General features: G+C 52.3%; 14 protein-coding genes and 1 tRNA gene. 9 read left to right on the top strand and 6 right to left on the bottom strand.

Features of this window, described 5'->3' with window-relative positions; translation table 11 throughout:
* Nucleotides 1-81: 81 nt before the first annotated feature.
* Entirely contained in the window at nt 82-1485 is a 1404-nt protein-coding gene (locus tag E1162_RS00610) for a glutamine synthetase family protein (protein ID WP_155125563.1), read from the bottom strand.
* A gap of 310 nt (nt 1486-1795) precedes the next feature.
* Between E1162_RS00610 and E1162_RS00605 the strand changes: the two genes are divergently transcribed.
* The 6 genes from E1162_RS00605 (at nt 1796) to E1162_RS00580 (ending at nt 7578) form a co-directional block, all read left to right on the top strand.
* Nucleotides 1796-2887, top strand: a complete 1092-nt coding sequence (locus E1162_RS00605) for a polyamine ABC transporter substrate-binding protein (RefSeq protein ID WP_155125561.1) — start codon at nt 1796-1798, stop codon at nt 2885-2887.
* A 66-nt stretch (nt 2888-2953) separates the two neighbouring features.
* Nucleotides 2954-4105 carry an ABC transporter ATP-binding protein gene (locus tag E1162_RS00600; protein ID WP_155125559.1) on the top strand — a complete coding sequence of 384 codons (1152 nt, stop codon included), beginning with the start codon at nt 2954-2956 and terminating at the stop codon, nt 4103-4105.
* A gap of 71 nt (nt 4106-4176) precedes the next feature.
* Nucleotides 4177-5049 (top strand): ABC transporter permease subunit, encoded by an 873-nt coding sequence (locus E1162_RS00595; protein WP_371311749.1) that lies wholly within the window; start codon nt 4177-4179, stop codon nt 5047-5049.
* Nucleotides 5049-5867, top strand: coding sequence for an ABC transporter permease (locus E1162_RS00590; RefSeq protein ID WP_155125555.1), 819 nt, complete (start codon nt 5049-5051; stop codon nt 5865-5867). The genes E1162_RS00595 and E1162_RS00590 overlap by 1 nt, the downstream gene beginning before the upstream one ends.
* A gap of 371 nt (nt 5868-6238) precedes the next feature.
* On the top strand, nt 6239-6934 hold the full coding sequence (locus E1162_RS00585; RefSeq protein WP_155125553.1) for a CoA transferase subunit A: 696 nt from the start codon (nt 6239-6241) through the stop codon (nt 6932-6934).
* Between the two features lie 11 nt (nt 6935-6945).
* On the top strand, nt 6946-7578 hold the full coding sequence (locus tag E1162_RS00580; protein WP_155125551.1) for a CoA transferase subunit B: 633 nt from the start codon (nt 6946-6948) through the stop codon (nt 7576-7578).
* Nucleotides 7579-7644: 66 nt separating this feature from the next.
* Here the strand turns inward: E1162_RS00580 and E1162_RS00575 are convergent, their stop codons facing one another.
* Entirely contained in the window at nt 7645-7872 is a 228-nt protein-coding gene (locus tag E1162_RS00575) for a hypothetical protein (RefSeq protein ID WP_155125549.1), read from the bottom strand.
* 251 nt (nt 7873-8123) lie between these two features.
* On the opposite strand from E1162_RS00575, the gene E1162_RS00570 reads away from it, so the two are divergent.
* On the top strand, nt 8124-8750 hold the full coding sequence (locus tag E1162_RS00570) for a LysE family translocator (RefSeq protein WP_155125547.1): 627 nt from the start codon (nt 8124-8126) through the stop codon (nt 8748-8750).
* Nucleotides 8751-8752: 2 nt separating this feature from the next.
* Here E1162_RS00570 and E1162_RS00565 read toward each other — a convergent pair whose 3' ends face one another.
* From E1162_RS00565 to E1162_RS00550, 4 genes are all read right to left on the bottom strand, one after another.
* Nucleotides 8753-10489: an ABC transporter permease gene (locus tag E1162_RS00565; protein ID WP_155125545.1), complete on the bottom strand. Its 1737-nt coding sequence runs from the start codon at nt 10487-10489 to the stop codon at nt 8753-8755.
* 8 nt (nt 10490-10497) lie between these two features.
* Complete coding sequence (locus E1162_RS00560) at nt 10498-11538, bottom strand: Fe(3+) ABC transporter substrate-binding protein (protein ID WP_155125567.1); 1041 nt, start codon at nt 11536-11538, stop codon at nt 10498-10500.
* 294 nt (nt 11539-11832) lie between these two features.
* Nucleotides 11833-12801, bottom strand: a complete 969-nt coding sequence (locus E1162_RS00555; RefSeq protein ID WP_155125543.1) for a threonine dehydratase — start codon at nt 12799-12801, stop codon at nt 11833-11835.
* Between the two features lie 53 nt (nt 12802-12854).
* Nucleotides 12855-15680 carry a PAS domain-containing sensor histidine kinase gene (locus E1162_RS00550; protein ID WP_371311748.1) on the bottom strand — a complete coding sequence of 942 codons (2826 nt, stop codon included), beginning with the start codon at nt 15678-15680 and terminating at the stop codon, nt 12855-12857.
* A gap of 478 nt (nt 15681-16158) precedes the next feature.
* On the opposite strand from E1162_RS00550, the gene E1162_RS00545 reads away from it, so the two are divergent.
* Together E1162_RS00545 and E1162_RS00540 are read left to right on the top strand one after the other, a co-directional pair.
* Nucleotides 16159-16641 (top strand): phasin family protein, encoded by a 483-nt coding sequence (locus tag E1162_RS00545; RefSeq protein ID WP_155125541.1) that lies wholly within the window; start codon nt 16159-16161, stop codon nt 16639-16641.
* A gap of 197 nt (nt 16642-16838) precedes the next feature.
* Nucleotides 16839-16915, top strand: a tRNA-His gene (locus tag E1162_RS00540).
* The last annotated feature ends 67 nt before the right edge of the window (nt 16916-16982 follow it).

Raw genomic sequence — 16982 nt, 5'->3', positions numbered from 1 at the left:
TATCACCTTGTAGACGTTAGGGTAGCTTGCGTCATTATGTCTGACACAATCGGGATTTCCCATTAAGTACCTATAGTTAGCCTAGACGTTCAAAAGTAGATACTCGCGTTCCCATGCGCTAATCACAGCCATAAACGTTTCATATTCTTCCAGTTTTACCGCACGGTAAGTGGAAACAAACTTCTCGCCGAACAGTTCAATGAGGTCTCTGTTCTTCTCAAATTGGGCGACCGCATCAAGCAACGTGCGTGGCATGCCGGTCTGCATGCTGGTGCAGTCTTGGTCGCGAGGCTGGTCTGGAAGCGTCTGCTTCTTCATGCCCAAGTATCCCGCTGCAAGGCAGGCGGCGATAACAAGGTATGGATTGGCGTCTGAACCCGGTACCCGGTTTTCAATGCGCCGTGCAGCAGGCTTGGAGGTCGGCACGCGCAAGGCGACGGTGCGGTTGTCATAACCCCAGAACAGGTTGCACGGAGACGTGCTTTCACGTGAGAAGCGGCGATAGGAGTTCACATAGGGCGACATGATTGGCATGAGCGCCGGCATGTAAGTCTGGTGCCCGCCAATAAAGTGCAAAAAGCGTGAGGATGCACTGCCGTCTTCATTGCTGAAGATGTTCTGACCGGTCTCTGCATCAATGATGGACTGGTGAATATGCATGGCCGATCCCGGCTGGGATGACATCGGCTTTGCCATAAACGTTGCGTACATATCGTGGCGCAGCGCTGCTTCACGGATAGTGCGCTTGAAGAGGAATACCTGATCGGCCAGTTCTAACGGATCACCATGGCGCAGGTTGATTTCCATCTGCGCGGCACCCTCTTCGTGAATGAGAGTGTCGATCTCCAGCCCCTGAGCCTCGGACAAGTCGTAGATATCATCAATCAACTCGTCGAACTCGTTAAGGGCGGAGATGGAATAGGACTGGCGACCGACTTCTGGGCGACCAGAGCGACCAATTGGTGGCTCAAGCGGGTAGTCTGGGTCCTTATTTGGTTTGACCAGATAAAACTCTACCTCTGGCGCCACGATAGGTTTCCAGCCTTCCTTTTCATAAAGGCTGATGACCTTCTTCAAAACGTTGCGCGGTGATGTTTCGTAGGGCTGCCCGTCCTTGGTGTAGGCGTCATGAATGATCTGCGCTGTCGGGTCTGTTTCCCACGGCACGATTGTTAGCGTTTTAAGGTCTGGCAAAAAGCTCAGGTCGCCATCAGTCGGTGTGTGCTGGAACCAGTCGTCATCTTCTGGATAGTCGCCGGAAATAGTCTGCGCGAAAATCGAGGAGGGCATGGACATTGCCGCGCTGGAGAAAAACTTCTCCGTGGGCATCATCTTGCCACGGGCAACGCCGGAAAGGTCCGGCACAATGCACTCAATGTCTTCAATCCCTCTGGAGTAGAGCCACTCTCTGGCTTCTTTGAGATCCGTCACGCCGCGGGCGGCGCTAATACTGTTTGGGGACTCATTCTTCTCATTGGCAGGCATTGGTGCACTCCAGAAAGCTACACAGGATTCGTGTACAGTGCCCGTAAACCCTGTGTTTGCGGCTGCACTGCGCACGTATTCGTTGAACTATGACTTATAATTTAGTGCGCATACAGGAAAAGGACTGGAAATGAATGCTGGTTAAGTATTTGTACCATGACCCTGACCTGAGGTGTTTTCTATTCTACAGCAGAGTTTAACCCTTGGCGTCGAAATACGTTCCGATAACTGTAAGCCAAGTGGATAAATTAAAGAAGCTACATTATTCTGTGGCCGCCTCTTTGTACTGATGTCTATGGAGTGCCCATAAATGAAAAAAATGTTTGTGGCCGCGGGCACCGTTCTGTTTGGTATGGCAGTAGCGGCAGCTCAGGCTCAAGACCGCCAGGTCAATGTGTACAACTGGTCTGATTATATCACTCCAGAAGTTCTGAAAGATTTCGAAAAAGAAACCGGAATCAAAGTCAACTACGACGTTTACGACTCGAACGAAGTGCTTGAAACTAAGCTTCTGACGGGCGGAACCGGTTATGACGTGGTAGTGCCAAGCGCGACCTTCCTCGACCGCCAGATTCAGGCTGGTGTTTACCAGAAGCTGGACAAGGACAAGCTGCCGAACCTCAAGCACCTGCGTGAGGACATTCGCCAGAAAACCGAGGTCTTTGATCCTGAAAATGCATACTCCATCAACTACATGTGGGGTACATCCGGTCTTGGTGTAAACGAAGAGAAGGTAAAAGCGCTTCTTCCAGATGCACCGATGGACAGCTGGGATATCCTCTTTAATCCAGAATTGCTCAAGCAGGTTTCTAGCTGCGGCGTGTACGTGATGGACGAGCCGGATGAAATGATCCCGGCAGCGCTCAACTATCTTGGACTGGACCCGGATTCCAACAAACCGGCCGATATCAAGAAAGCCGGCGAACTGCTGAAATCCATCCGTCCATATGTTCAGAAGTTCCACAACTCTGAATTCATCAACGCTCTGGCAAACGGCGACATCTGCATGGCCTATGGCTGGTCAGGTGACGTGATGATGGCCGGTGATCGTGCTTCCGAAGCAGATAACGGCGTTGAAATCACATACATCCTGCCGAAAGAAGGCGCGCAGATGTGGTTCGACCAGATGGCTATTCCAGCTGACGCACCGCACGCCGATGAGGCTCATGAGTTTCTTAACTTCATGATGCGTCCGGAAGTTGTTGCTAAGTTGACAGACTATCTGTACTACGCCAACGGCAACAAAGACGCGACCCCTCTGGTTGATAAAGAGATTTCGTCAAATACCAACATCTATCCTGATGATGAGGTAATGACCAAGCTCTACACTATCACTGCAAAACCGATCAAAACGCAGCGGCAGATGAACCGTCTCTGGACTAACGTAAAAACTGGCCAGTAAAAGTCGGCAGATCCGGTCTCCACGGTGCAACGGCTTTCAAAGCAATAAAAAAGAAAGGCTGAATGGTTGGCCAAAAAACCAATTGGGCCTGTCCGCCGTGCATTTGCACCGTGGGATGACCCTGCACAACCGGCTTTTATCGAGTTTCGCAATGTGACGAAACGCTTCGGGGACTTCGTGGCGGTCGATGACCTTTCATTGACCATCTACGAACGTGAGTTCCACGCACTTCTTGGTGGGTCTGGCTGCGGCAAGACCACCTTGATGCGCATGCTTGCAGGGTTCGAGAACCCGACAAGCGGCCAGATCTTCCTCGAAGGACAAGACCTTGCAGGCATTCCGCCGTACCGTCGTCCGGTAAATATGATGTTCCAGTCCTACGCTCTGTTTCCGCACATGAGCGTTGAGAAGAACATTGCTTTCGGCTTGTTGCAGGACAAGATGCCGAAAGCAGACGTTGATAAGCGCGTTAAGGAGATGCTTCAGCTGGTGAAGCTGGAGCCATTTGCAAAGCGCAAGCCACATCAGCTCTCCGGTGGCCAGAAACAGCGCGTTGCTTTGGCGCGTTCTCTGGCAAAACGTCCTAAAGTTCTGCTGCTCGACGAGCCTCTTGGCGCGCTTGATAAGAAGCTGCGCGAGGAAACTCAGCTAGAGCTGATGACCTTGCAGGAAGACCTGCGCATGACCTTCTTGATTGTTACCCACGATCAGGAAGAGGCGATGACCATGGCTGACCGTATCTCGGTTATGGATCATGGCCGTATCCTTCAAAACGATACGCCTGCAACCATCTACGAAATGCCAAATTCGCGTTTCGTGGCTGAGTTCATTGGCGACATTAACATTCTTGAAGGACAGATTTCCAAGAAGGAAGGCGACCAAATCCAGCTGTTCAGCAGTGTGCTGGGCGATCATCTGGATATTGTGCAGTCTATTGATGTGAATGTGGGCGATAAGGCTGCTCTGGCTATCCGCCCTGAAAAGATGCGCATCTCCTTCGATAAGCCAGAGGGGCCGGGCATTAACGCCATTCCGGGTGAGGTATGGGACATCGCCTATATGGGCGACGTTTCCATCTATCACATCAAGATTGCAGAAGCCGTCACCGTTCGTTCGATTGTCGCCAACACCACCCGCTTGGTGGAGCGACCGATCACGTGGGATGACAAAATCTGGCTCTCTTGGAACCGGGATGCCGGTGTCATTCTGACGAGATAGGAGGGCCTATGGTGACCAAAGACCTTCCAGTCAAAAAAACGAAGAAGGGAAGCCCGCTTCTCGATTACGTGATGCGGCTTCTGCCGTTTTTCTGGCTCCTGCTGTTCTTCCTTGTGCCGTTTATTATCGTCTACAAGATCTCCTTGTCGACGATTGCGCTATCTATTCCTCCTTACGAGCCGATGCTCAGTCTTAAAGAGGGGATCGAGGGCGTAAAAACGTTCTGGGATGGCCTGTCTTGGGACAACTACATCTTCCTCACAGAAGATCCGTTGTACCTGAGTGCATATCTTTCGAGCTTGAAGATCGCATTCTTCTCGACGGTTATTGCGCTGTTTGTGGCCTATCCTATCGCCTACGGTATGGCGCGCAGCCCGCGTGAATGGCAGCCAACCCTGCTGATGCTGGTGATCCTGCCGTTCTGGACGAGCTTCCTCATCCGCGTTTACGCATGGATTGGTATCTTGAAGTCAGACGGTGTTCTCAACCAGCTCCTGCTATGGCTTGGTGTGATCGACAGTCCGCTGACGATCCTCAATACCAACACGGCGGTCTATATCGGCATTGTCTATTCCTACCTGCCGTTCATGATCCTGCCGCTCTATGCCTCTCTTGAGAAGCTGGATGGCAGTCTGCTAGAGGCGGCAGAAGACCTAGGCTGTCCACCTTGGAAGGTGTTCTGGCGTGTAACGCTGCCGCTTTCTATGCCGGGTGTAATTGCTGGCTGTTTCCTCGTCTTCATTCCGGCAGTAGGTGAGTTCGTTATTCCGGATATCCTTGGCGGATCTGAAACGCTCATGATCGGTAAGACGCTATGGGTCGAATTCTTCTCCAACCGTGACTGGCCGTTGGCCTCTGCGGTGGCGGTGATCCTTCTGCTCATTCTGGTTATTCCAATCACCTTGTTCCAACGTCACCAAGCCAAGCAGGAGGGGCATGACTAATGAATCGTGGACCTTCCTACTTCAGCTTGACGGCAATGGTTCTGGGCTTTGCGTTCCTTTACCTGCCTATCGTCCTGCTCATCATCTTCTCGTTCAACGAGTCGAGACTGGTGACCGTTTGGGCGGGCTTCTCAACCAAGTGGTATGTAGAGCTGTTCCGCAATGAGCAGCTGCTTCAGGCCGCATGGGTTACGCTTCGCGTTGCTGTAACCTCTGCAACGCTTGCAACTGTGCTGGGCACAATGGCAGCAATGGCATTGACCCGTCAGCGTCGTTTCTTCGGTAGAACGCTGTTCTCCGGCATGATCTACGCCCCGCTGGTTATGCCAGAGGTTATTCTGGGCCTTTCCATGCTGCTTCTGTTCGTGGCGATGGATCAGGCGCGTGGTTTCTGGACGATCATGATTGCCCATACTACCTTCACCATGTGTTACGTGGCGGTGGTGGTGCAGTCCCGTCTGGCTGGTTTTGATCGCTCGCTGGAAGAAGCGGCGATGGACCTAGGCTGTCCACCGCTACGCACGTTCTTCTCCATCACCCTGCCGCAGATTATGCCGGGTGTGATTGCCGGTTGGATGCTCGCCTTCACGCTGTCTCTTGATGATCTGGTTATCGCCAGCTTCACCACCGGACCGGGGGCGACAACGCTGCCGATGAAGATCTACTCGCAAGTGCGCCTTGGTGTGACGCCAGAAATCAATGCCGTCTGTACTATTTTGATAGGCATTGTGACCCTTGGCGTGATTGCCGTCTCTATCACCTCCAAGCGGCAACGCTTGCAGCAGGAGAGAGACGAACGCATGGCGATGGAACAATAACAAATAGGTTTGCGCTGCAATGGAACGGCTGCCTGAAAGGGTAAAACCGTTGCAGCGCAAACATCGCTTTTATGGCAGCGCCCATAAGGCTCTCTAATGAAAGTGAAAAGCTTCCCTTGCGGCGCAGCCTTCCTTCCCTGACGGTCTCCGACTTTTTTCTATACACATTAAGTCCCTACACAGCTTGGCTGAAATAGCGAAAGTCTGATAAGTGTATTTACAGGGGCAACTTATGCGCCTCTCTTCCATCCGAAGAGACGGCAGCGTGAGCCATTCCATGCCTCATATGAATAGATAGAAACGAAAGACTGGAACCGGGAGATTTATTGTGCATCGCACATTAAAGGGTTCCATGGCATTGGGAGACCATAATGAATAAAGTTTTCCCGTCCGCAGCTGCCGCCTTGGAGGACATTCCCTTTGATGGAATGACCGTGATGGCTGGTGGTTTCGGCCTTTGTGGCATTCCGGAAAACCTGATTGTCGCTCTGCGTGACTCTGGCGTTAAGGGCATGACCGTTATTTCCAACAACTGCGGTGTTGACGACTTCGGCCTTGGCCTGATGCTGCACACCCGCCAGATCAGCAAGATGATCTCTTCGTATGTTGGCGAGAACGAGACCTTTGCAAAGCAGTACCTCAGCGGCGAGCTTGCGCTGGAGTTTAACCCGCAAGGCACGTTGGCAGAGCGTATCCGTGCAGGTGGTGCAGGCATTCCGGGCTTCTACACCAAGACAGGTGTTGGCACGCTGATCGCTGAAGGCAAAGAGCACAAAGACTTCAACGGTGAAACCTACATTATGGAAACCGGCCTGACCGCAGACCTTTCCATCGTGAAGGCTTGGAAGGCGGATAAAGAGGGCAACCTCGTCTTCCGCAAGACCGCTCGCAACTTCAACCCGATGATGGCGACCGCTGGTAAAGTCACCATTGTGGAAGTGGAAGAGCTTGTTGAAACCGGTGAGCTGGATCCGGATCAGATCCACACCCCTGGTATCTACGTTGATCGCATCGTTCTGGGTACGTTTGAAAAGCGTATCGAGCAGCGCACTATTCGTGAAGCATAAGGGAGGCTCTCATGGCTTGGACACGTGATGACATGGCCGCCCGTGCGGCGAAAGAGCTGCAAGACGGCTTCTATGTGAACCTCGGTATCGGTATTCCGACCCTTGTTTCCAACTATATTCCTGAGGGCATCGACGTTGCGCTTCAGTCGGAAAACGGCATGCTCGGCATGGGCCCGTTCCCGACTGAAGACGAGATCGACGCTGACCTCATCAACGCTGGTAAGCAGACCATCACCGAACTGGACCGCACCAGCTACTTCTCCTCCGCAGACAGCTTTGCAATGATCCGCGGCGGCCACATCGACCTTTCCATTCTGGGCGCTATGGAAGTTTCCCAGAACGGCGACCTTGCTAACTGGATGATCCCGGGCAAGCTCGTAAAGGGCATGGGCGGCGCGATGGATCTTGTTGCAGGCGTTAAGCGCGTTGTTGTGATCATGGACCACACCAACAAGAAGGGTGAAACCAAGCTCTTGAAAGAGTGCACTCTTCCGCTAACCGGCGTGAGCTGCGTCAACCGCATCATAACCAACCTTGGTGTGTTTGATGTGGTTGAAGGCGGTCTGTCTGTTGTTGAAATGGCACCGGGTGTGACGCTGGAAGAGGTGAAAGAGAAAACCGAAGCGACTATCGTGAACGCTTGATCTCTGTACCAATAGATTTGGAGGAAAGGCGGCCCATAGGCCGCCTTTCTTGCGTTTAAAGGCAGCTTAAGCTGCGACGATGTAATAGCCAGGAAAGAAAGGCTCTAGTGCCTTTTCCAAGTCTTCCGGATCGGCAGTTTCTGAAGTGAATACGGCTGTGGTGGTGTCTGCTTTGTAGTCCAGCTCAACATCCCAGCCTTCATGGTCTTCGTTGACCGACTCCGCAGCAGCTTGAGACTTCATAAGGGAAGGGCCATTGTCTGGCTTTGAACCATATACTTTCACTGTCGCCATGGTTTGAAACTCCTTTTTGAGGTTTGGATCTCTAACCCTAAAAAGGACGTTGGTAGCAGGCGGTCGTGATAGGCTTTAGGCACCTTGGCAAAGCCAATGAAAACCGCAAAGGTGCGTTTTGAATTACCGCGGCAAGGATTGGGCCATGGTGCGTGTTGTGCGGTTTGCGCCATAGTTGAACTCAACCCAATTGTATCGGCTACAGCAATGGGCTAGGCACAAAGTCTGTTTAGCTTTTTGGTGTGATTCATATGTTGCCGTTTGATACCGCGCTCGCGTTCTTTTCCGTTTCCATTTTGCTGGCCTTGTCTCCGGGACCAGATAATATTTTTGTCCTGACCCAATCTGCAATGTATGGCCGCACTTCAGGTTTTGCCGTTACGCTTGGTCTTTGCACTGGTGTTGTGGTTCATACCCTTGCTGTTGCTTTAGGCGTTGCTGCCATTTTCCAAACCTCGGCACTTGCCTTCAATATCTTGAAGGTGCTTGGCGCTGCCTATCTCGTTTATCTGGCATGGGGTGCATTCAACGCAAAACCAGCTTCGCTTGGTAGTAAGGAAGCTGCCCAGCTCTCACTGCCATCGCTTTACCGGCGCGGGGTGATTATGAACATCACCAACCCGAAGGTGTCGATCTTCTTCCTGTCGTTCCTGCCGCAGTTTGTGTCCGTCAATAACGGCCCGCTTCTGCCTCAGTTCCTGAGCCTCGGTGCGCTGTTCATCGTATCTGCGCTGATTATTTTCGGAACGATTGCACTGCTGGCAGGCACTTTGGGTGAAGCGCTCAGCCGCTCTCCGCGCATTCAGACGATTATCAATCGCCTGAGCGCAGTCGTTTTCGTAGGGCTTGCGATTAAACTGGCAATCAGCGAGCGCTGATCCTAGCCTCGACAATCCGGCGCACAGTTGTGGCGCGTTCTGGTCATCTTGCCTCTAAAGGTATTTGCACTGGTACGCGCCAACATAATAACCGGCACAATACCCACCAAAACGATCGTTAGTGCTGGCAGTGACGCATCCTCAAATGCTTCGCGCGATGCCGCGTTAAACACGGTCGTCGCCAGCGTCTCGAAGTTAAACGGACGCAAGAGGATGGTTGTCGGCAATTCCTTCATGCACTCAACGAACGCCATGAGCGCGGCAGAAAGCAATACCGGCTTGAGAAGCGGTGTATGAATACGCAGCAATGTGCGAGAGGATGAACTGCCTAGCGTGCGGGCTGCCATGTCGAGATGCGGCGAGATTTTGCCAAGCCCGCCGTTGATCTGGCCGAAGGAGACAGCCAGAAAACGCACCACATAAGCGTATACAAGAGCAGCACCTGAACCCAGAATAAGCAGGCCGGTGGAGATGCCAAAGAGCGAGCGGGCGCTATCGGCAATGACATTATCGAGCGCTGCAACGGGGAAGAGAACACCCACTGCGAGGATTGTTCCCGGTAGCGCGTAGCCAATCGATGTCAGACGAGCGAGCGCACGATTAACCGGCGTGGTCTGTAAGCGAATGCTGTAAGCAAGCGCAAGGCCGATCACTACGGTAAGCACGGAAGCGATGCCAGACAGCCAAAGCGTATTCCAAGCAGCAGACCAAAGCGTTGGGTTAAATAGCTCTTCGTAGCGGCGCACTGCACGGTCTAGCAGCAGGCTGGCTGGAACGACAAAGCCGAGAATGACAGGAAGAGTGCAAGCCAGAACCGCAAGGCCGCTACGCCAGCCCGAAAGGGTGTAGTTAGGAAGGCTGCGGTAAGCGCCGGTTGACTGGTGGAAGCGCTGCTTACGTCTGCCATAGCTTTCGATGAACATCAGCAGGACAACCAGCAGGATCATGGCGCAGGAAATCTGCGCGGCACCAGAAAGGCTGGAGCGGTTTAGCCAAGTGTCATAGATCGAAAAGCTCAGCGTTTTAACGCCGAAGAAAGTCACCGCGCCGATGTCGTTCATCGCTTCGATAAGCGCGAGCGTCATACCAACGACAATGGCAGGGCGGGCAAGGGGAATAGCAACCTTGAAGAACAAACGGGTTGGGCCAGCGCCAAGGGTGCGCGAAACATCAAGCGCACAGGCAGACTGAATGAGAAAGCTCGCCCGCGTTGTCATGTAAACATACGGGTAGAGCACAAACCCCATTACGAAGGTTGCGCCGCCAAGTGAGCGGATCTCGGGGAACCAGTAGTCTCGTGAGGTCTGGAAACCGAAGATCTCGCGGATAAACGATTGGATCGGGCCGCTGTAGTCCATCACCTCCACATAGGAAAAGGCGATGATGTAGGTTGGAACAGCGAAGGGCAGTAGCAGGGCAATGTCGAAAAAGCGCCTTCCGGGGAAGGTGCACATGGTCACCAGCCACGCAGTGCTAACACCAACAAAAAACACAATAAGGCCCACGCCGAGCATGAGCCATAAAGTGGTGCCGAATGCTTCCGGCAAAACATACTTGATAAGGTGCGGCCACACATTATCAGTTGGGCTCAGTGCTAACCAAAGCACTGAGCCAACTGGAAGAAGAATAAACAGACCAAGCAGGGCAGCCCAAATGTTCAACCCGTTTTCTTTGACGGATCCAAGAATGGATTGAACACTGGTTTGCGTTGGAACGTGAGACGCGACTTGGTCTGTCATAGTCTACCTTAGCTGGATGGGCCGTTATCGAAGCCGACTTTGTCTACCAGCTCACTTGCTGTGCGGCGGGCATTACCAACTTCTTCGATGGAAACCGGATCAGCCTTCAAAGTACCCCAACCTTTAACGCGGTCGGAAACTTCAGCGCCTGCCAGAACAGGGTATTCAAAGTTGTCAGCAGCGTACTGCGCCTGTGCTTCTGCAGAGCTCAGGAACTCCATCAGTTTTACAGCGTTGTCTTTGTTAGGCGCGTTCTTCGCCAAAGACATACCGGAAATGTTTACGTGGGAACCACGACCTTCGGAGTTCGGGAAGAGGAGGCGTACAGATGCTGCCCAATCCTTCTGCTCTGGATCTTTCTCGTTGGTTTCCATCTTGCCCATGTAATAGGTGTTGCCGAGGGAGATGTCACACTCGCCAGCGTAGATGGACTTAACCTGCGCGCGGTCGTTGCCGGTTGGCTTGCGTGCAAGGTTTTCCTTTACACCTTCAAGCCACTTTTCAGCTTCTGCTTCACCGTGGTGAACGATCATGGAGGAGATCAGGCCGAGGGTGTAAACGTGCTGGCCGGAACGGGTGCAGATGCGGCCCTTCCATTTAGGATCAGCAAGCTCTTCATAGGTGATAGAGTCCTGATCCACGCGATCTTTGGATGCGTAAACAACACGTGCGCGGGTGGTGAGACCGAACCAGTGGTCTTCACTGTCGCGCAGGTTTGCTGGAACGTTGCCGTCGATGACGTCAGAGTCAACAGCCTGCGTTACGCCCAGTTCTTTAGCGCCCTGAAGGCGGCTGATGTCAACTGTCAGCAAAACGTCGGCAGGAGAGTTTGCACCCTCGGCTTTCATACGTTCTGCGAGGCCGCTCTTTGCAAAAACAACGTTTGCTTTGACGCCAGTTTTTTTCTCAAACGCATCAAGCAATGGGTTGATCAGCTCTGGCTGACGGTAGGAGTAGATGTTGACTACTTCTTCTGCACTTGCTGTTACAGGAAGAAGCATTGCACCTGCTACAACGCCGGAGCCGATGAATTTGCAAATGCTATTCATTCGCATATTGGAAGCCATGAGGAACCTCGTTTTGCCGAGTTGGTGGTATATAGTTTACTCTGAAACTCATATTTACGGGGCCAATATCGGTAACAATACGGCGTGTGTCAACGGAGAATAGGCAGCGCAGTATTGTTTTTTGCACATGCGAATTATTCTAAATATAAACTACGGGTAATTGCTTGATTTGTAATGTGTATTTTCGTGTATGTTTCGCAAATTATCCACTAGCCAAACACGTATTTTCTTAATCCGATCAGCTTCCGTTAGGGGCACTTGCGTTCAAACAGATTCTTACGGGGCAGGCGTGCGTCCATTCAAAACCTGTAGCGCAAGTTCACGGTCAACATTTTGCCCGCAATAGATAAGTGCCACCCGCTGGTGATAGAAATCTTCTTTGTTTTTGGCTAGTGCCGCCAGCGTTGCTCCTGCCGCTGGCTCACAAAGCGTATGGGTAGCGCGATGTATCTCGCGCATGGCCTCAGCAATCTCGTCATCACTAACTGAGATAATGTCTTCCGCACCGCTCATTATAATAGAGAGCGCTTCATGGTTTGGCGTGCAAATGGCAATTCCTTTGGCAAAGGTATCCGCACTTTGTGTTGTCACAAGCTCTCGCTTTGAGAACGACTGCGCATAGGCATCTGCTTTTTCAGCAACGACACCGTAAATCTTGGTTTTCAGGCCGAGCAGGTTTCTTGCGGTAATCAGTCCGCACAAACCGCAGCCAAGTCCAACAGGCACAAAGACTGCTTGAAGGTGAGGGCGGGCGCGAAAAAGCTCCATTGCATAGGTCGCGCATCCGGCAACGTGCAGTCTGTCGAATGCTGGGACAAACACCTTGTTGGATTCAGCAGCAAGGTCCTGCGCAAAAGTATGGGCTTCATCAAAGGTCTGGCCATGTTCTATCACAAAGGCCCCTTCAGCCTGCAGGGCTGCATTCATATCCGAGCTGTTGCCAAGGGGTACAACAACGCCGCCATGCATAAGGTATTTGCGGGCGGCAAAGGCAAGGCTTAGGCCGTGGTTTCCCCGTGTCGCGGAAATAAAGCTGACACCTGATCCATGCACCTGCTGGAGGTGGTGCATATACATCAAGCTGCTGCGGACCTTGAATGATCCGGTTGGGCCGTAGTTTTCGTGCTTTATGTTGATGTCACAGCCGTAGAGCTGATTGAGAAGAGGCCATGAGTAGGTCGGTGTTGGCTGCATGTGCTGGTAGATCACGTCACTTGCAGTTTCAACAGTTGCCAAGCTAAGCATAGTTCTGGCCTCCCTCATGGGTGAATGTGAGGAGACCGGAATGTCCGGTTCCTCTATTCGGTCAGCACCCTTTGTGGTGGGAACGTAATTTCCACCAAGGTGCCCACGCCCTCTTCGGATTCTATGGAGAAGATGGCGCGGTTTGCTTCAGTCATTGCTTTTGTTAGCGGCAGTCCAAGGCCGGTGCCTTGAACGTCCATCGTCGGGTTCAGCTGCCGGAAAGGCTCCATCGCCGCGTTCAAATCCGCTGCACTCATGCCTTCACCGGTATCACGCACGCGAAGCTTTACCTCGCCGGTTGGTTCGGAGCTGAGGGAAACGATAACCTGTCCGCCCGGGCGATTGTACTTGATAGCGTTGGAAAGAAGGTTAAGCGTGATCTGGCGAAGCTTGCGAGGGTCTGCGACAACGCGAGGAATGTCGGTCGGCAGACTGGTTCTCATCAAAATCCGCTCGCGGTTTGCCTGCGGCTGAAGCAAAGCAACACATTCGCGCAAAATCTCGTCAGCAGCGACCGCCTCGAATGCAAGCTCCATCTTGCCCGCTTCGATTTTGGAAAGATCAAGCAGATCATTCAGCAAGCTTAGAATATGGCTGCCGGACCGCTCGATATCGCGCAGGTACTCTTTATACCGGTCACTACCCAGATCACCGAAGCGCTCTTCCAGCATAACCTCTGCAAAGCCGATAATGGCATTCAGCGGCGTGCGGATTTCGTGGCCGATGGTGGAAAGGAACTCTGATTTTTGAGCGCTGGCGCTTTCGGCTTTTTCCCGCGCTTGAGAAAGTTCTTCTTCCGCGACCTTCCATTTGGAAATATCGCGCAGAACAACGGTAAAGCGCTGAGCGCCTGTTCCCTTTACGCGGCCCATTGTGACATGAAGCGGTACAAGTGAACCATTGGCGCGCCGACCTGTCAGCTCTCGCCCTTCACTCAATATGCTGGATAGGCCGTTTGCGACAAGGCTTTCAAGATAATCGAGCGCACTACGATGGCTCTCAGGATCCAGATAAGCAGTAAGCGGGCTGGCAACCATGTCATCCCACTCTGCGCCGAAAAGCTTTTCCGCCGCCCGGTTCACATCGAGAATGCGTCCCTGACGATCAACCGTGAAGATGCCGTCACTGGCGATTTCTAGCGCGGACTCAAGCTCGGCGACGCGGCCTTCTTCCGAGCGCTCCATAGCAGCTGTAGGAATTGGGGTGACCGAGGCAGCTTCGCGCGGTGCTTCAACACTCTCTTTTACTATAAGAGAGATCATAAGTGCGTTGGTTCCGTTCCAAGGAACGGAGTGAAGGCGCGCATCCGCTGGCTTTACGCCACCTTTTGCAAGGCGCACGTGCATTACGCGGTCCACCGTTTCTGTAGGTGGCTCTGGGCATTCATGGCTGTCAGCAAAAATCGCTTCCAAGCCGCCTGCATTGCTCAACTCTTCAAGTTCGTCATAACCCAGCTGGTTGAGCAGTGTGTCGTTGGCATAATAAACGTCACGGTCTTTAACGATTGCAACGCCGATTGGCAGGCGATCAAGCAAGCGCGGATCAATTGGCGCTACGCTCACCTTTGCTGGAGCGTAATTGTCAACCGTGAACTCGGCTTCAATTTGCGCATGGGTGGCGAGCGGCACAACAACGGAGCTGTCCTCCTGCGGCTCTTCAACATCCTGCGTAATCTCTGCAAGAGGCTCGTCGTTCGCTGGCTGCAATTCCACCAAAGTCTCGACTGGTGTTGCTGCCGGCTTTTCCGCTTCCTGTTCGCTTTCAGATGCGATGCGCTGTTTGCCAAGCGCTTCTGCTATCCGGTTGAAGGCGTCCTTTTCCGGCTTTGAAAGATGCTCGGCGTTGGTAGGAGCAGGGGCTCGGTCCATAAAGCGGACGATGTTCGAGGTAAGCTCTGCAATACTGCGTGGCTGCGTACCCGGCGTGCGGCGTGCAGGTGCGTCTGGCATTCCAGCGATAACATCGGCAAAAGAAAGCGTCTTGGTCGGCTTTGGCGTATCAACGACCTCTGGCTTAAGCGGTTCTTCCAGCGTCGCAGCAACTTCATAGTCGCTGCTTTCAAATGCGGAAGGCTCAGCCTGCGGTTCTGTCTCTTCTATATATGTGTCTTCAAACTCAGTGTCGTCAGCCGGTTCGACCGGTTCATCATCCTGCAGGTCTTCACTGACGATCTCTTCTGCAAGCTCTTCCTCTATTTCCTCTTCGCTCAAGTCTTCTTGCTCGGCATCGGCTTCATCCAAAGCCGCTTCAAAGGACTTGTCGACGGAAGGGCGCTGGAAGTTGAGATCAAAGTCCATCGTTCCGACGGAAAGGCAGTCGGCTGAGTTCGGCAGAGTAAGCCCAACGTGCTCGACCTCTGCTTCGTCTTCTTCTTCTATTACCGGAGCGGGCGCAGGAACACTGAGATCAAAAAGGGAAGGGGTTTCGTGCTGCGGTTCCGGCACGCTTTCAACTGCGGCTGGCTCGTCTTCTTTTAGAGGCACAAGCACATCAACCGGATCAACAACACTATTATCCCGGTAAGCGCGAATGGATTGAATGACACCAAAGCCGCTGTAGCCAAGCAGCTGGCCACTGTCATCTTTAATAGGGTGTGCAGAGAGGGAGAGCGGAACACGCATCGCCGCGTTGCTCACCGGCCAATTCAGATTGACACCTGTGATGCTTTCTTTGCGATCCATTGCCTGCTGGATTTGTCCGGCATCATCCATTCCCAGTGTTTCGAGAATGGTTGGCCACGGATAGCCAAGAAGGTGCCGCGCCTGCGGACCAACACTTTGTTCAAATTCCTTGGAAAGCTCTAGCAATTCCCCTTGAGGGCTCATGCGCCAGAAGAACCGGAGAGGCCGTTGACGGCGTCTGAATACAAAGTCAGTCACACCTTGACCCCTTCAAGATAGCTTAGTGTCCGGTTACCGTCAGCTTTCAAATCCAATACCCTTGTCGCATGGCAGGAGGAAACCTACCCTGCATACTACGAAAAACCTGAGCAGCAGGTAAGCGGTTTGTTTCCATAACCCGAATGGTCTCTTAAGACGCAGCAATGCGCCATAGTCCACCAACCTTCAAAAGGCGCATCTTTATATGCGTTTTCAACCCTTCAAAAGCGTTTTGCTCTGTTTTCAGGATCTTTGATTAACAGAGTGATAGTATTGGTTAATACCTTAAACCGGAGGTAAGCCAAGCGGTGGATATCCGTGTTTTTCCCTTAGATTTGAAGTTCCGGCCATCCTGTCAGTTCTTGCTGCGATGCAATATTATGTTGCAATGCAATATGTGAATGTTAAAATACCTACGACTCAAGCGAAACGACTGAATAATTCATTCGCCACCACATGAGACTGGAGGGTTAGTCACATGGCCGAAGCAAAAACATCCGGAACCACAAAACAATCTGCAAAGAAGCCAGCAGCAGGCGCTGCATCTGAAGCGGACTTCTTTTCCTTTGGTGCAAATCCGTTTGCCGCTGCCTATGAAGATATGATGGCAAAGTCCATGGAGCAGGCTGGCACGGCCTATTCTAAATGGAAAGAAACCGGCGAGAGCGCTGGCGATCTATTCGAGCAGACAAACGAGCTCGGTCAAGAGGCTGCCAAGACACTTCAAAAGCACCTGATCGATGTAGCCCAGGAAAATTGTGATTCCGCCCTTCAGTTAATGAAGGATCTGAGCGCTTCTTCATCGCTTGCAGAAGCAATCGAACTGCAGGCGAGCTACACCCGCAAACAGTTCGAGACATTGGGTACGCAAACCAAAGCGTTTCAAGAGACCGTTGTAAGTGTATCTAATGAGATGGCTGAACCTGCTCGCAAGGTCTTTGAGAAGGCTGTTACCGAGTAATTCACAAAAGTTACCCTGCGGACTGAATAATCTGCGGTTGAATTCCACAGGGAGCATATCGGTTTTGGCGAAAAAATTCCGCAAATTTGCTTATAATTTCAATTATTTGCACTGGAAATGTGGAATTTTTTCGCTTTCATCAAAACACGCACTTGCCAACCAGAATAATCGGCCGTATGTTCCGCGTCACTTGGCGAGCAGACGTAGCTCAGTTGGTTAGAGCGTCGGATTGTGGCTCCGAAGGTCGGTGGTTCGAATCCACTCGTCTGTACCATTTGCTCCCAAGTTTCCCCTGATAAATTAAAGTGTTAGTTAGCGCGCCAAGCGCTTGCGTCGAGTTT

The organism is Pseudovibrio flavus (genome assembly GCF_009711345.1).
GTDB classification, from domain to species: domain Bacteria; phylum Pseudomonadota; class Alphaproteobacteria; order Rhizobiales; family Stappiaceae; genus Pseudovibrio; species Pseudovibrio flavus.
The sequence above is the reverse complement of the archived record's forward strand: the minus strand, read 5'-3'. Positions and strand labels throughout refer to the sequence as shown.

Bases quoted from the DNA above. Each gene is read 5' to 3' on its own strand.
- E1162_RS00560 (WP_155125567.1), bottom strand. From the start codon at position 11,538: ATGAATAGCATTTGCAAATTCATCGGCTCCGGCGTTGTAGCAGGTGCA.
- E1162_RS00585 (WP_155125553.1), top strand. From the start codon at position 6,239: ATGAATAAAGTTTTCCCGTCCGCAGCTGCCGCCTTGGAGGACATTCCC.
- E1162_RS00590 (WP_155125555.1), top strand. From the start codon at position 5,049: ATGAATCGTGGACCTTCCTACTTCAGCTTGACGGCAATGGTTCTGGGC.
- E1162_RS00545 (WP_155125541.1), top strand. From the start codon at position 16,159: ATGGCCGAAGCAAAAACATCCGGAACCACAAAACAATCTGCAAAGAAG.
- E1162_RS00610 (WP_155125563.1), bottom strand. From the start codon at position 1,485: ATGCCTGCCAATGAGAAGAATGAGTCCCCAAACAGTATTAGCGCCGCC.
- E1162_RS00580 (WP_155125551.1), top strand. From the start codon at position 6,946: ATGGCTTGGACACGTGATGACATGGCCGCCCGTGCGGCGAAAGAGCTG.
- E1162_RS00570 (WP_155125547.1), top strand. From the start codon at position 8,124: ATGTTGCCGTTTGATACCGCGCTCGCGTTCTTTTCCGTTTCCATTTTG.
- E1162_RS00595 (WP_371311749.1), top strand. From the start codon at position 4,177: ATGCGGCTTCTGCCGTTTTTCTGGCTCCTGCTGTTCTTCCTTGTGCCG.
- E1162_RS00565 (WP_155125545.1), bottom strand. From the start codon at position 10,489: ATGACAGACCAAGTCGCGTCTCACGTTCCAACGCAAACCAGTGTTCAA.
- E1162_RS00555 (WP_155125543.1), bottom strand. From the start codon at position 12,801: ATGCTTAGCTTGGCAACTGTTGAAACTGCAAGTGACGTGATCTACCAG.
- E1162_RS00605 (WP_155125561.1), top strand. From the start codon at position 1,796: ATGAAAAAAATGTTTGTGGCCGCGGGCACCGTTCTGTTTGGTATGGCA.
- E1162_RS00575 (WP_155125549.1), bottom strand. From the start codon at position 7,872: ATGGCGACAGTGAAAGTATATGGTTCAAAGCCAGACAATGGCCCTTCC.